General features: G+C 62.3%; 14 protein-coding genes. 10 read left to right on the top strand and 4 right to left on the bottom strand.

The genetic code is table 11. The features are described 5' to 3' along the window. Positions 1-7 precede the first annotated feature (7 nt). The 6 genes from NKH02_RS14805 to recJ all read left to right on the top strand — a co-directional run bounded on the left by NKH02_RS14805 (position 8) and on the right by recJ (position 5524). The gene (locus tag NKH02_RS14805) at positions 8-1321 is read left to right on the top strand and encodes a homoserine dehydrogenase (RefSeq protein ID WP_352879649.1); all 1314 of its coding nucleotides are present in this window, start codon (positions 8-10) and stop codon (positions 1319-1321) included. Positions 1322-1453: 132 nt separating this feature from the next. Beyond that, positions 1454-1810, top strand: a complete 357-nt coding sequence (locus NKH02_RS14800) for a hypothetical protein (RefSeq protein WP_352872143.1) — start codon at positions 1454-1456, stop codon at positions 1808-1810. A gap of 71 nt (positions 1811-1881) precedes the next feature. Next, complete coding sequence (locus NKH02_RS14795) at positions 1882-2049, top strand: Thivi_2564 family membrane protein (RefSeq protein ID WP_352872144.1); 168 nt, start codon at positions 1882-1884, stop codon at positions 2047-2049. A gap of 204 nt (positions 2050-2253) precedes the next feature. Continuing rightward, the gene (gene glpX / locus NKH02_RS14790; RefSeq protein ID WP_352879647.1) at positions 2254-3237 is read left to right on the top strand and encodes a class II fructose-bisphosphatase; all 984 of its coding nucleotides are present in this window, start codon (positions 2254-2256) and stop codon (positions 3235-3237) included. Positions 3238-3330: 93 nt separating this feature from the next. Next, the gene (locus NKH02_RS14785; RefSeq protein WP_352879645.1) at positions 3331-3555 is read left to right on the top strand and encodes a DUF6434 domain-containing protein; all 225 of its coding nucleotides are present in this window, start codon (positions 3331-3333) and stop codon (positions 3553-3555) included. A 184-nt stretch (positions 3556-3739) separates the two neighbouring features. Next, positions 3740-5524 (top strand): single-stranded-DNA-specific exonuclease RecJ, encoded by a 1785-nt coding sequence (recJ, locus tag NKH02_RS14780; RefSeq protein ID WP_352879643.1) that lies wholly within the window; start codon positions 3740-3742, stop codon positions 5522-5524. Positions 5525-5604: 80 nt separating this feature from the next. On the opposite strand, the gene NKH02_RS14775 is transcribed toward recJ, so the two are convergent. Next, positions 5605-6576, bottom strand: coding sequence for a GlxA family transcriptional regulator (locus tag NKH02_RS14775; protein ID WP_352879641.1), 972 nt, complete (start codon positions 6574-6576; stop codon positions 5605-5607). Positions 6577-6730: 154 nt separating this feature from the next. On the opposite strand from NKH02_RS14775, the gene NKH02_RS14770 reads away from it, so the two are divergent. After that, the gene (locus NKH02_RS14770; RefSeq protein WP_352879639.1) at positions 6731-8224 is read left to right on the top strand and encodes an MFS transporter; all 1494 of its coding nucleotides are present in this window, start codon (positions 6731-6733) and stop codon (positions 8222-8224) included. Between the two features lie 90 nt (positions 8225-8314). On the opposite strand, the gene NKH02_RS14765 is transcribed toward NKH02_RS14770, so the two are convergent. From NKH02_RS14765 to folE, 3 genes are all read right to left on the bottom strand, one after another. Then, entirely contained in the window at positions 8315-9286 is a 972-nt protein-coding gene (locus NKH02_RS14765; protein ID WP_352879637.1) for a patatin family protein, read from the bottom strand. A gap of 84 nt (positions 9287-9370) precedes the next feature. Then, complete coding sequence (gene hisI, locus NKH02_RS14760; protein WP_352872153.1) at positions 9371-9829, bottom strand: phosphoribosyl-AMP cyclohydrolase; 459 nt, start codon at positions 9827-9829, stop codon at positions 9371-9373. A 9-nt stretch (positions 9830-9838) separates the two neighbouring features. Continuing rightward, positions 9839-10498: a GTP cyclohydrolase I FolE gene (folE, locus tag NKH02_RS14755; RefSeq protein WP_352872154.1), complete on the bottom strand. Its 660-nt coding sequence runs from the start codon at positions 10496-10498 to the stop codon at positions 9839-9841. Between the two features lie 239 nt (positions 10499-10737). Between folE and NKH02_RS14750 the strand changes: the two genes are divergently transcribed. The 3 genes from NKH02_RS14750 to blaOXA all read left to right on the top strand — a co-directional run bounded on the left by NKH02_RS14750 (position 10738) and on the right by blaOXA (position 12731). After that, positions 10738-11187 (top strand): iron-sulfur cluster assembly scaffold protein, encoded by a 450-nt coding sequence (locus tag NKH02_RS14750; RefSeq protein ID WP_352872155.1) that lies wholly within the window; start codon positions 10738-10740, stop codon positions 11185-11187. A 193-nt stretch (positions 11188-11380) separates the two neighbouring features. Then, positions 11381-11758 carry a membrane protein insertion efficiency factor YidD gene (yidD, locus tag NKH02_RS14745; protein WP_352872156.1) on the top strand — a complete coding sequence of 126 codons (378 nt, stop codon included), beginning with the start codon at positions 11381-11383 and terminating at the stop codon, positions 11756-11758. Positions 11759-11903: 145 nt separating this feature from the next. Next, the gene (blaOXA, locus tag NKH02_RS14740) at positions 11904-12731 is read left to right on the top strand and encodes a class D beta-lactamase (protein WP_352879636.1); all 828 of its coding nucleotides are present in this window, start codon (positions 11904-11906) and stop codon (positions 12729-12731) included. The last annotated feature ends 20 nt before the right edge of the window (positions 12732-12751 follow it).

Raw genomic sequence — 12751 nt, 5'->3', positions numbered from 1 at the left:
GCCGGACATGGCTGAAGCATTGCGTGTTGGAATTGCCGGTCTCGGTACCGTCGGCGCGTCGGTGACGCGCGTGCTGCGTGACAAGGCGGCGGAACTGACCCGGCAATGCGGGCGCGATATCGTCGTCACCACGGTCTCGGCGCGCGACCGGAAGCGTGATCGCGGCGTTGATCTCAGTGCCGCAAAATGGTTCGACGATCCGGTCAAGATGGCCCAGACCGCCGAAATCGACGTGTTCGTCGAACTGATCGGCGGCGACGAGGGGCCGGCGCGCCTATCGGTGAAAGCAGCACTCGAAGCCGGCCGTCACGTCGTTACCGCCAACAAGGCGCTGCTCGCCAAGCATGGCGTGGCGCTGGCCGAGATCGCCGAGAAGAAGGGCGTGCTGCTCAACTACGAGGCGGCTGTGGCGGGCGGTATTCCCGTCATCAAGACGATGCGTGAGGCGATGGCCGGCAATTCGGTCACCCGCGTTTTTGGCATCCTCAACGGCACCTGCAACTACATCCTGACCCGCATGGAGGCCGAGGGCATTTCGTTCGACGCTTGCCTGAAGGACGCGCAGCGGCTGGGCTATGCCGAGGCCGATCCGACCTTCGACATCGAGGGCCACGACACCGCGCACAAGCTGTCGATTCTGACCAGCCTTGCCTTCGGGACCAGGATTGCCGCCAACGACATCTACATGGAAGGCATTTCCAACATCACCCAGGCTGACATCCGCGCGGCAGGCGATCTTGGCTACCGGATCAAGCTGCTTGGTGTCGCCCAGCGCACCGAGAGCGGCATCGAACAGCGCGTGCATCCGACCATGGTGCCGACGGCCTCGGTCATCGCGCAGGTGCATGGCGTCACCAACGCGGTGGCGATCGAGACCGACATTCTTGGCGAGCTGCTGCTGTCCGGCCCGGGTGCTGGCGGCAACGCCACCGCGTCGGCCGTCATCGGCGACATCGCCGACATCGCCAAGAGCCGGCCCGGTTTCCAGCACGGTCCGGTCTTCGGCCAGCCGGCGAAGGAGCTGAGACCCTACAAGAAGGCGCAGATGCGCAGCCATGCCGGCGGCTATTTCATCCGGCTGACCGTGCATGACCGCATCGGCGTGTTTGCGGCAATAGCCAAGCGCATGGCCGACAATGACATCTCGCTGGAATCGATCGTCCAGCACGCGGTCAACGGCGAGGCGGCGGCACAGAAGACAGTGATCCTCGTCACCCATGAGACGACGGAGGCAGCCGTGCGCAAGGCCGTCGACGGCATCACCAAGGACGGCCATCTGACCGACAAGCCGCAGGTCATCCGCATCGAGCGGGCAGGGTAGTTTTCCGCCCGGTAGCCGAGCGGGGCCACGAAGCTAGCGGGCGTTGGATGTCGGTCCGATGGCGATGGCCACGACCGGAACGAATTCGCGTCGGAGCCGTTCTCTTGGTCAGCAACCAGAGGGAGCCGCTTCATGGCCGATACCAACAAATCCGATACCCCTGATATCAACGACATCCAGAAGACGCTGGAAAAGCAGATTGCCGAACTGCGCAAGGAGATCACCAAGATCAACAAGAGCATTTCGGCACGGGGCGCGGAAATGCTCGATGACGCCAGCGAGCAGGCTTCCGAGTTCTATGACACGGCGGCTACCCGCGCGTCGCGAACCGCACAGCAGTTGCGTAGCCAAGCTCAGGCTGTCTCGGAAGTAGCGCGCGAAAATCCCGGCACCACGACTGCCCTGGTCGGCGTGATCGGTTTGCTCGGCTTTATGGCCGGCTTCGCCATTGGTCAGTCGACGAACGATACGTCGCGCCGCTGGTATTGACCGCGGCGCGATAGGGCCGGGTTTGCCGGCACATTTCCCTGTTTCAGCAGATCATTTTTAAGGAGGGCACTATGGCTTCATCCGCCTTGATCAGCATCCTGATCACATTCCTCGTCATCATCCTCGTTCTCTATCTGGTTCAGCGCTTGCCGCTCGACGGGCGAATGAGGCAGATCGTCCAGATCATCGTCATCATCATCGGCATCGTTTCATTGCTCAGATATCTCGCGGTCTTCTAGGCCGCAAAGGGCGCCGACTTCCATTTTTTCAACCCGGCCCGGTTCATTGCGATCGGGCCGGCGTCGTTTTGAAATACGGTTTAATCGATTGATATTGCTGGTTATTCGATAATATTCTTGGCGGGTCTTGCCGTTGTCATGCTCGTTTGACAAAACAGGCCCGCCTCCGGCGGGAGGCAGCATTGCCAACGAGGAAATCACCAGATGAATGTGGCCCAGAACATCGTCGCCGGCCTTGACCGGATACTCACCATGGAACTGGTGCGCGTCACCGAGCGGGCCGCCGTCGCGGCCGCCAGGCTACGCGGGCGCGGCGACGAAATGGCGGCCGACCAGGTCGCCGTGGATGCCATGCGCCAGGAGCTCAACCGGCTTGCCATCAAGGGTACGGTGGTGATCGGCGAGGGCGAACGGGACGAGGCACCGATGCTCTATATCGGCGAGGAGGTCGGCACCGGGAAAGGTCCGGCCGTCGATATCGCGCTCGATCCGCTGGAAGGCACGACGATCTGCGCCAAGAACCTGCCCAATGCGCTCGCCGTCATCGCCATCGCCGAGAAGGGCAGCCTGCTGTTCGCGCCCGATGTCTACATGGACAAGATCGCCATCGGTCCGGGCTACGAAGACGGCGTCATCGACATCGATGCCTCGCCGGCCGAAAACATCGCCAATCTCGCCCGCGCCAAGGGCGTCGCCGTGTCGGACATCACCGCCTGCATTCTCGACCGGCCACGTCATGCCAAGCTGATCGACGCCGTGCGCGCCACGGGCGCAGCGATCCGGCTGATCGGCGACGGTGATGTCGCCGGCGTCATCCACACCACCGATTCTGAGGAAACCGGCATCGATATCTATCTCGGCACTGGCGGCGCGCCGGAGGGCGTTCTGGCCGCGGCGGCGTTGCGCTGCACCGGCGGCCAGATGCAGGGCCGGCTGATCCTCGACACGCCGGAAAAGGTCGCTCGCGCGGCGAAGATGGGTATTTCCAATCCGAAACGGGTCTATCGGGCCGAAGACATGGCGCGCGGCGACGTGCTGTTCGCGGCCACCGGCGTCACCGACGGCAACATGCTGGCAGGGGTCAAGTTCGGCCGCAACACCATCACCACCCACACGATCGTGCTGCGCTCGTCGTCGCGGACGGTGCGCGAGATCAAGGCCCGCCATCAGGACCTGGATAAGTTCTAGGTTCACTGTTGTTGGCTCGGGTGCTTGCGGACCGGCATCGCAGTTGTTAGCCCTGGGGCTGCATAGGATGATGCTGGGCGCAGGGATTTGACGATGAAACCGTTCGACTGGCACGCGGATCCGATTTCGCGCGCCACCGCCATCACGAAGTCCTATCGCAACACCCAGAACGTGCGCCGCTTTCTCATCCGGGAATGCGGCGACGCGTTCAGGTTCGACCGGCCTTTCATGGCCTGGCTCAAGGACAGTGCCGACAAGACGATGGGCGATGCGGTCGACGAATGGCTTCGTCGCCAGGCTGAAAAGCGGAAAGCGTAGTTTTCTTGAAATCTCCCGGGACGGCGCGCGAATCGCTTGGCTTTGCCAGCCTCTGGCCTAAAGCGCGTCGCGTTCACGCGACGCGCTTTAGATTGTTGTTTATGCATGTCGTCGTCCCAAAACCGCTGCGCACTTTCGGGGCGACATGCACTATCCTGCGGCCAACCATGAGTTGGCAAACCGTATGACCGGCGAAAAACGCCTCTTCCTCGATGTCAGGCAGTCGGTATCAGGGGTTTCCTGGGAGCACCGGCTGAGCGAGCGCCAGGACATGATCGCGCTCGCGATCGCGCAAGGCCATGGCGTGCCCGACATCGTCGCGCGGGTGCTTGCCGGTCGCGGCGTCACCGCTGAGCAGACCGAGCGATTTCTCGATCCGAGGATCCGCGACCTTCTGCCGGATCCGGCATCGCTGACCGACATGGACAGGGCGGCGGCCCGCATCGCCGCCGCAGTGATGGCCAGGGAAAAAGTGGCGATCTTCGGCGACTATGATGTCGACGGTGCCGCCTCGTCTGCCTTGCTGAAACGGTTCCTCACGCATTTCTCCGTGCCGTCGGAAATCTACATCCCGGATCGCATTTTCGAGGGCTATGGTCCCAATCCAGACGCCATGCGCGAATTGGTTTCGCGTGGCGCAACGCTGATCGTCACCGTCGATTGCGGCACCAACAGCGCCGCCTCCATAGATGCCGCCAACGAGGCCGGGGCCGATGTCGTCGTGCTCGACCACCATCAGGTCGGCGGCGCCTTGCCGGCGGCAATTGCCGTCGTCAATCCCAACCGCGACGACGACCTTTCCGGGCAGGGTCATCTCTGTGCCGCCGGCGTGGTCTTCCTCGCCCTTGTGCAGACCGCCAAAATCCTACGCGGCCGCATGGCCGATGCCACGCCGCCGGACCTGCTTTTGCTGCTCGATCTCGTCGCCCTTGCCACCGTTTGCGACGTGGTGCCGCTGACCGGCGTCAACCGCGCCTTCGTGGTCAAGGGGTTGCAGATGGCACGCCAGCAGAAGAACGAAGGGCTGGCGGCACTCGCACGGGTCTCGCGTATCGGCGAGCCGATCAACACCTTCCATCTGGCCTATTTGATCGGCCCGCGCATCAATGCCGGCGGACGCATCGGCGATGCCGCACTCGGCAGCCGCCTGCTCGCGACCGACGATCCGGTCGAGGCGCGCACCATTGCCGAAACGCTCGACCGGCTCAACCAGGAACGGCAGCTGATGGAGCAGGAGATGCTCGCGGCGGCGCGCGCCGAGGCCGATACCGAGCTTGCCGGCGGCAATGGCCCGGCCATCGTCGTCACCGCCAGCAACAACTGGCATCCGGGCATTGTCGGATTGCTGGCCTCGCGATTGAAGGATCATGCGCGCCGGCCCGCCTTCGCTATTGCCTTCAATGCAAACGGCACCGGCACCGGCTCAGGCCGCTCGGTCTCGGGCTTCGACCTCGGCCGGCTGGTGCGCGAGGCGGCCGATGCCGGGCTGATCGTCAAGGGCGGCGGCCACGGCATGGCGGCGGGCATCACCGTGGAGCGGGCGAAGCTCGGCGAGCTCAGGGCGTTTTTCGAAGAGCGGGCGGCGGCCGATGTCTTCCGGCTGCAAGGCGAGGAAAGCCTAGCGATCGACGGCGCGCTTGCCGCCGAAGGCGCGACGCTCGGCCTGCTCGACGCGCTGGAAAAGGCCGGACCTTTCGGTGCCGGGCATGCAGCCCCCGTTTTCGTGCTGCCGCGTCATCGGCTGGCCGATGCGCGGCCGGTCGGCACCAACCACATCCGCGTCGAGCTGCAGTCGGAAAGCGGCGGCCGCATCCAGGCGATCGCCTTTCGCGCCGTCGATACCGCACTCGGCGAATTCCTGTTCAAGAACCGCGGCAAAACAATCCACGTCGCCGGCTCGCTGTCGGGTAACCATTGGAACGGCAACCGCACCGTACAGTTTCGCATCACCGATGCGGCGCGCGCGTAAGGTTCTTGTGGGGCCATGATCTTCTTTGAACCGCGGGTTAGTGCGGCAAAATCATGGCAGGGGCGGGCATCCGAGAAACGCTATGATCGTATCTGCTTGCGAAATTCGCCCGGCGCCATGCCGGTCGTTTTGGAAAAAGTGCGGCTGAACGAAGCGACATCCTGGTAGCCCACCCGATAGCAGATTTCTGAAATACTCAGCTTTGTTCCCTCAAGCAGCGACCTTGCCAATTCAAGCCGCTTTTCCTGGATCCATTTTCCCGGCGTCGTCTTGAGCTCGCTGGCAAACCTGCGGGATAGCGTACGCGCAGACATGCCAAGTCCCGCCGCGAGAAAGCTCAAATCGATTTCCCGTATCTTGTTTTCCGCGAGTCCACGCAGTTTGTACTCCAGTGGATTTGTCTCTTTCGGTAATTCTTCGAGAGGGAATTCGTAGGGGCTCTGATATTTGCGCGAAGGCGGAAGAACCAAGAGCTTTCGGACAATCCGCTCCTCCTTCGAGAAGCCAAGATCGACCAGCAATGCCTTGGCGAGTTCCAGTCCAGAAAATCCGCCGCCGCAGGTGTAAAGGCGACCGTCGCGAACAAGCATGCGCGACGAGTCCCATTGGACTTGCGGAAATCGGCTGCTTGCGTGGGACTTCAACCACCAGGATATCGTCGCACGCTTGCCATCCAACAGGCCCGTATCGGCGAGCAGATAACATGCGCCGCAATGTGCCGCGATGATCGCTTGCTGTTGCCGCGCGAGCGCGATCAGCGGTTTTGAGTGTTCACTCTCCTCGTCGAGCGAGCGCAGAAGCTCGGGAATCTCGGCGCCCGGCATCGCGATGAGAATCAGCACATCCATTTTTCGGGACGGTTGCGTCTTCGCAGGGAAGGAAATTCCGGCCGTCGAAATTGCAGGCGACGTCCTGGAAACGAACTCGCATGAAAGAACCTGCGAACCGCGGACGTCATTCACGAGCTGAAACATTTCGACCAGCGTCGAGACAACCGCCGAATAGAAATCGGAAGGCAGCCAGATCACAACGTGGAGGGCCTTTGCAGTCATTCGCCGCACTCCGGGTAGCGTTTCTCCGGTTGGCAAGTTTAACACAATCTTTGTCAAAAATGCCAATTCCGAAACGGCCGTGGCGCCTCCAGGGTGGCCGTATGCGGGCCTCCCTGCCGAAGGGCGGCGGAATCGAAAGCTGGGAAAGATGCAAATGCAGAAATCGCCAAATCAAACCGATAAGAACGCGTTGAGTGCGCTGGACGTAACCGGCGTCACGCGACCGCCACGTTGGTCCGGGCTGAGGCTCGCGCTGCTGGCGTTCGCGCAGTTCATAATCGCGATCGACTACAACATCGTCTATGTCGCCCTGCCGGATATCGGCCAGGATCTCGGCTTTACGCCGCAGTCGCTGCAATGGGTGGTAAGTGCTTATGCCGTGGCCTTTGGCGGTTTTCTGTTGCTCGGCGGACGGGCGGCTGACCGGCTCGGCCCACGGCGCATGTTCATCCTGGCCCTCGTGCTCTATGGCGTCTCGTCCTTTGCAGGCGGATTTGCACCTGACGCACTCACGCTGGTGATCGCCCGGGCCGTTCAGGGCCTGGGTGGGGCGCTTCTATTTCCTGCAACGCTGGCGCTGATCAATACGAGCTTCGCGGAAGGTGCCGAACGCAATCGGGCACTGGCGGTCTGGGGTGCCACGGGGAGTGGCGGCCTGGCGGCCGGTGCCATCATCGGAGGCGTCCTGACCAATGGCTGGGGTTGGCAAGCGGTCTTCTTCTTCACCGTTCCACTGGCTCTGGGCGCCGCTCTTATCGCCGCGCCGGCTCTTCTGGCGCCCGATCCGGCAGGTAAAGGCCAGCGGCGGAGTTTTGATCTACCGGGCGCGCTGGTGGTTACCGCAGCAGCAACATTGCTGGTGTTCGGCCTGGCCAGCGGACCCGAGGTGGGGTGGAACACGGTTCGCAGCACCGGATCGCTTGTAATCGGCGTGCTGCTGCTTTGTGCCTTCATTCTCATCGAAAGACGCGTGCGCGATCCGCTCGCGCCACTGCGGCTGTTTGCCAATCGCAGCCTCGCTACGGCCATGGGGGTGAGCTTCTTTCATCACATGGCGCTGAGTTCCGGGTACTACATTCTCACGACCTATTTTCAGAACCTGCTCGGCTACAACGCACTTGCCGCCGGCTTGGCATTCGTCCCGCTCGGGATGCTGGCGATGATCGGTGGAGGGAAGGGCGCTGCATTGCTGCTTACCAATTGGGGGACTCGCGCCACGATGTTCACCGGCATGTCGATCTATGGGATCGGACTGGTGGCGATTGCTCTCGCCTTGTCGCCGGGTGGTTCGTACTGGGCCGTTCTGCCCGGGATCCTCGTCTATGGTTTTGGTGGCGGCATCGCCTTTACGACGCTGTTCGTAGCCGCCGCTTCCGGGGTTGCCGCCAACGAACAGGGGGTCGCGTCGGCGCTGGGGTCGACCTCCTTGCAGATCGGCGCGGCCTTGGGCCTGGCCGCCGTTCTTGTCGTGGCCAATGTTGGTTTGGGTGGCGAGGCCACTGCCGCATCGGATGTCGTCGACGGATTGCGTATGGCCGGATTGTTCGCCGCCGCCGCGGTTTTCCTTGGCGCGGTTCTGGCTCTGATGCTTAGGCAGAATCCGGCAATACCTCAGGATGCCGCTCCGTCCGCCGAAGCTGCGTGCTGATCCGTCATCAGCCACCTGTGCTTGAAGCGCGTCGTGTTGAGTTTAGGCGACGCGCTTCAAGTGGTTGTTTCCTGCATTGGAAAACCTGCATCAGGCGAGGACCGTTTGCAGCCGGGTCAGTTCGCCGATCTGCGCCATCGTCGCCTGATAGCCGAGGTTGATCGCCTCGTCGGCACGGTGGAACTCGGTCAGGCCGATATGGCTGAGCTTCGGCTGCAGCGACATGTCTGGCGGATCGCCCGCAAGCCTGGCGCGCGAAATGCGGTCCTGGATGATGTTGAAGGCCTCGACCATGACGCCAGTGATGCCGAGCCGGGTCTGATGCGACCGGTGCTCGGCGTCGATCTGGCCGGGCCTCGGCGCATCCTTTTCGATGACCAGCTCGCCGGCGCTGTGTTTTATCACCGCGGCGCGCCCGAACAGGTCGTAGTGAAGATTGACCGCCACTACGAGGGGCTGCTCATAGGCGCGGCAGACCGACACCGGAACCGGATTGACCAGCGCGCCGTCAACCAGCACGCGGCCGTTGCAATCCACCGGCTCGAACACGCCGGGCAGCGCATAGGAGGCGCGCATGGCGGTGATCAATGAGCCGCTCGACAGCCAGATTTCATGGCCGGTACGGATTTCGGACGTGACTGCGACGAACGGCTTGGCCAAGTCCTCGAAACGAATGCCGGCCATGTGCTCGCGCAGCCGGGCGTCGAGCTTCATGCCGCCGAACAGGCCGCTGCCGCGCAGGTTGAGATCGAGCAGGCCGAAGATGCGGCGCTTGGTCAGGCTGCGGGCGAATTCTTCCAGTTCGTCCAGTTTGCCGGCGAGATAGCAGCCGCCGACCAGCGCGCCGATCGAGGTGCCGGCGATCATCGACACTTCGATGCCGGCTTCGTCGAGCGCGCGCAACACGCCGATATGCGCCCAGCCGCGGGCGCAACCTCCGCCCAAGGCGAGCGAAATGCCGGTCTTCCTTGGTGGTTGTGTCCCCGAAGCGCCGCCGGACGAGGACAGGCCGTTGGCCTCCCTGACATCTGGTCTGCTACGCGATGACGCCCACTCGAGCATCACGATCTCCCTTGTCCCACGGCTAATATACTGGCGGGCCGTATCGAAATGATGAATCTGTGTCGCTGGTGTCAGGCAGAAGGTTCAAGCTGGTTTCCGATATGTGTTTTCCGCATCGAACAGCGGCTTGCTGCCATCGTCGGCAAGCGTCCCCTTGCCGTCGATCAGCCCCACAGTCCGATAAAAGCATGAACGCCGGCCGGTGTGACAGGTTGCGTCGTGGCCCAACACTTTGACGCGCAACCATATGGCGTCCTGGTCACAATCCGTGAGCATCTCGACGACATGCTGAAAATTGCCTGACGTTTCGCCCTTTTTCCACAGCGCGTTGCGCGAACGCGACCAATAGTGGGCGATGCCTGTCTCCAGCGTCAGCGCCAGCGCTTGCGCATTCATGTGCGCCACCATCAACAGCATGCCGTCTTCGGCATCGGTGACGACGACTGTGACGTGGCCGGCTGCGTCGAAGCGCGGTGAAAACACCGCGCCTTCCTCCAACGCTTTCTTGTCCGACGGAGCTTTTGGAAATTCCAGTCCCGACATCGCCGGTCCTTATCTAGCGAAGTCGGTGGGGCTATCAGATCCGCCGCCACGCACCATGGTGACGAAACGAACCTGCTCTTCGGGCGTATCCTTGAAGACGCCGGTGAAGGTCGAGGTCAGCGTGGTTGAACCCTGCTTGCGGATGCCGCGCATGGCCATGCACATGTGCTCGGCCTCGATCATCACGGCGACGCCGCGCGGATTGAGCACATCCTGGATGACGCCGGCGATCTGCGCGGTCAGGGCCTCCTGCGTCTGCAGGCGATGGGCGAAGATATCGACCACGCGCGCGATCTTGGACAGGCCGACGACCTTGCCGTCGGGCAGATAGCCGACATGCGCCTTGCCGATGATCGGCACCATGTGGTGTTCGCAGTGCGAGTGGAATGTGATGTCCTTGACGATGACCAGGTCGTCGTAGCCGGCGACCTCCTCGAAGGTGCGGCCAAGCTCCTCGGCCGGGCACATATCGTATCCGCCGAACATTTCGCGAAAGGCCTTGGCCACCCGCTTTGGCGTGTCGATCAGCCCTTCGCGGTCCGGATTGTCGCCGGTCCAGCGCAAAAGCGTGCGCACGGCGGCTTCGACTTCGGCTTCGCTCGGCCGGTCGGTAACCGGCTTCTCCATATAGGCTGACTGGGGCATGAGTTTCTTGATGACGGCATCCATAAAGGCGTCTCCCGTAGTTCCTCTCGGCGGAGGAACGAGTTGAACGGACCACGACCTTTCGGTGTCGGAAACTCGCCCCGTTTCCAGCCCCGCAAGTGGCGTGAACTTCCCGGCAAGAACACTGACTTTCGTTGTCTTGTCGATACCGGACTGCCAGCATTATATAAGATCGTGACGAGCGAAAGGAAGACACGTCAGCGGCAATCGCTGTTCGCTTGGCGGCGACGGATTGGAAAATAATGATAAACGATGTCTACAATGCGAAAATTCTGGGTTTCGCCGGAAACATCGCCCGCATCGGCCGTCTCGATCATCCCGACGCGACCGCCAAGGCGCATTCCAAGCTGTGCGGCTCGACCGTCACGGTGGACCTCAAGATGCAGGACGGCGTGGTCACTGACTTCGCCCATGACGTGAAGGCTTGCGCGCTCGGCCAGGCATCGTCCTCGATCATGGCGCGGCACGTCGTCGGCGCGAATGCCGAGGAACTGCGTGCGGTGCGCGAAACGATGCTGAAAATGCTGAAGGAAAATGGCGCGCCGCCTGACGGCCGCTTCGCGGATTTGAAATATCTGGAGCCGGTGCGCGACTACAAGGCGCGCCACGCCTCGACCATGCTGACTTTCGATGCCGTCGTCGATGCCATCGGCCAGATCGAGAAGAAGCGCGCCGAAGAACAAGCGGCCTGAGGGCCGATGATCGACCGCCGGCGACCGTTTCGCCGTTTCCGTCCGTGACAGGAGGGGATTGCGTTCTCCAGTGGAAGCTCACATCTATCGCCTGGGAAACGCGATCGTATGAGCATGGTCTTTGACAAACGGTTTCCGTTCGTCGGAGAAAACCGGTTTCCACTTTTCGGGATCATGCTCTGGAACGGAGACTATGGTGCGCGACCAGCATGGACATGCGCGTAGCGCCGGACCGCCAAAGCGCGGTCGCAACTGGCCCGGCCCGTGGCGCAAGACGCCAGGTCGTCTCCTCGGCACGTCGATTGTGCGCCTTTACCAGCTGACACTGTCCGGCTTTGTCGGCAATTCCTGCCGGCATCTGCCGACCTGTTCCGAATACGCTCATGAGGCGATCGCCCGCCATGGCCTGTGGGCCGGCGCCTGGATGGGATTTTTTCGCGTGCTGCGCTGCGGGCCATTCGGCACGCATGGCATCGACCGCGTGCCGGAAACCTTGGCTGAGCGCTATGTCTGGTTCACGCCATGGCGCTACTGGCGGATCGGCAGCAAGCCCGGCGAAGCGCAAGGCTGATCGAGCCGGTCACGCTCCGGCGGCTCTGCGAGTTTACGATCTGGTAGGGTTAACGCCAGCCTGCACAAAGACTGCGCATTTGAGACAAAATCGAGACAAGAGACCTCGCTAAGCCGCTCGAACACCCGTTCTGGAGCGAGCAAAAATGCGTAATTTCGACCGTCTTCCCTTCATCTTTGCCGGGATCCTTTTCCTGCTCGCCTGGCTGCTGGGATTTCCGCTGCGCGCGCAATCGGCGCCGCTGAAGGACGTCCAATGCACGGTGATCGCCGATGCGGCGAGCGGCAAGACGCTCTACCGGGATGGGGTGTGCGATCAGCGGTTCAGCCCGGCGTCGACGTTCAAGGTGCCGCTGTCGCTGATCGGTTATGATAGTGGGATCCTGGGTGACGAGCACACGCCGAGCTGGGACTACAAACCTGAATTCAAGGCGGTGAAGCGGGACCAGAAGACCGTCGATCCGGTGATCTGGGAGCGGGATTCGATCCTGTGGTTCTCCAGGGAAATCACCCGCCGGCTTGGGCCGCAAAGCTTTGCCGGCTATGTGTCGAAGTTCGACTACGGCAACGCCGACGTTTCCGGCAACCCCGGCAAGAATGATGGCCTGACCCAGTCCTGGGTGAACTCTTCCCTGAAGATCACCCCGGTCGAGCAGGTCGATTTCCTGCGCAAGCTTCTGACCCGCAAGCTGCCGGTCTCGGCCAAGGCCTACGACATGACATCAGCCATCGTCCCGACATTCCAGGCTGGGGGGTGGACGGTGCAAGGCAAGACCGGCAGCACCAAGCTGGCTAACGATGACGACAAGGTCAGGGATAAGCGCTCGCTCGGCTGGTTCGTCGGCTGGGCGAATAAGGACGGCCGCCAGATCGTCTTTGCGCGGCTGGTGGTCGACACCAACCGCACCGACATGCCCAAGGGCCTCAAGACGCGGGCCGCGTTCCTGAAAGATCTGCCTCAGCTGGTGAAATGAACGCCTGACACCCGAGCCGG

It is taken from the genome of Mesorhizobium sp. M1396, from assembly GCF_040317725.1.
GTDB lineage: Bacteria > Pseudomonadota > Alphaproteobacteria > Rhizobiales > Rhizobiaceae > Mesorhizobium.
The sequence above is the reverse complement of the archived record's forward strand: the minus strand, read 5'-3'. Positions and strand labels throughout refer to the sequence as shown.

What these genes read in the sequence shown, in the direction of transcription:
- NKH02_RS14770 (WP_352879639.1), top strand. Translation starts at nt 6,731, where the DNA reads ATGCAGAAATCGCCAAATCAAACCGATAAGAACGCGTTGAGTGCGCTG.
- blaOXA (WP_352879636.1), top strand. Translation starts at nt 11,904, where the DNA reads ATGCGTAATTTCGACCGTCTTCCCTTCATCTTTGCCGGGATCCTTTTC.
- hisI (WP_352872153.1), bottom strand. Translation starts at nt 9,829, where the DNA reads ATGTCGGGACTGGAATTTCCAAAAGCTCCGTCGGACAAGAAAGCGTTG.
- folE (WP_352872154.1), bottom strand. Translation starts at nt 10,498, where the DNA reads ATGGATGCCGTCATCAAGAAACTCATGCCCCAGTCAGCCTATATGGAG.
- NKH02_RS14775 (WP_352879641.1), bottom strand. Translation starts at nt 6,576, where the DNA reads ATGACTGCAAAGGCCCTCCACGTTGTGATCTGGCTGCCTTCCGATTTC.
- NKH02_RS14795 (WP_352872144.1), top strand. Translation starts at nt 1,882, where the DNA reads ATGGCTTCATCCGCCTTGATCAGCATCCTGATCACATTCCTCGTCATC.
- NKH02_RS14800 (WP_352872143.1), top strand. Translation starts at nt 1,454, where the DNA reads ATGGCCGATACCAACAAATCCGATACCCCTGATATCAACGACATCCAG.
- yidD (WP_352872156.1), top strand. Translation starts at nt 11,381, where the DNA reads ATGGTGCGCGACCAGCATGGACATGCGCGTAGCGCCGGACCGCCAAAG.
- NKH02_RS14765 (WP_352879637.1), bottom strand. Translation starts at nt 9,286, where the DNA reads ATGCTCGAGTGGGCGTCATCGCGTAGCAGACCAGATGTCAGGGAGGCC.
- NKH02_RS14785 (WP_352879645.1), top strand. Translation starts at nt 3,331, where the DNA reads ATGAAACCGTTCGACTGGCACGCGGATCCGATTTCGCGCGCCACCGCC.
- glpX (WP_352879647.1), top strand. Translation starts at nt 2,254, where the DNA reads ATGAATGTGGCCCAGAACATCGTCGCCGGCCTTGACCGGATACTCACC.
- NKH02_RS14750 (WP_352872155.1), top strand. Translation starts at nt 10,738, where the DNA reads ATGATAAACGATGTCTACAATGCGAAAATTCTGGGTTTCGCCGGAAAC.
- NKH02_RS14805 (WP_352879649.1), top strand. Translation starts at nt 8, where the DNA reads ATGGCTGAAGCATTGCGTGTTGGAATTGCCGGTCTCGGTACCGTCGGC.
- recJ (WP_352879643.1), top strand. Translation starts at nt 3,740, where the DNA reads ATGACCGGCGAAAAACGCCTCTTCCTCGATGTCAGGCAGTCGGTATCA.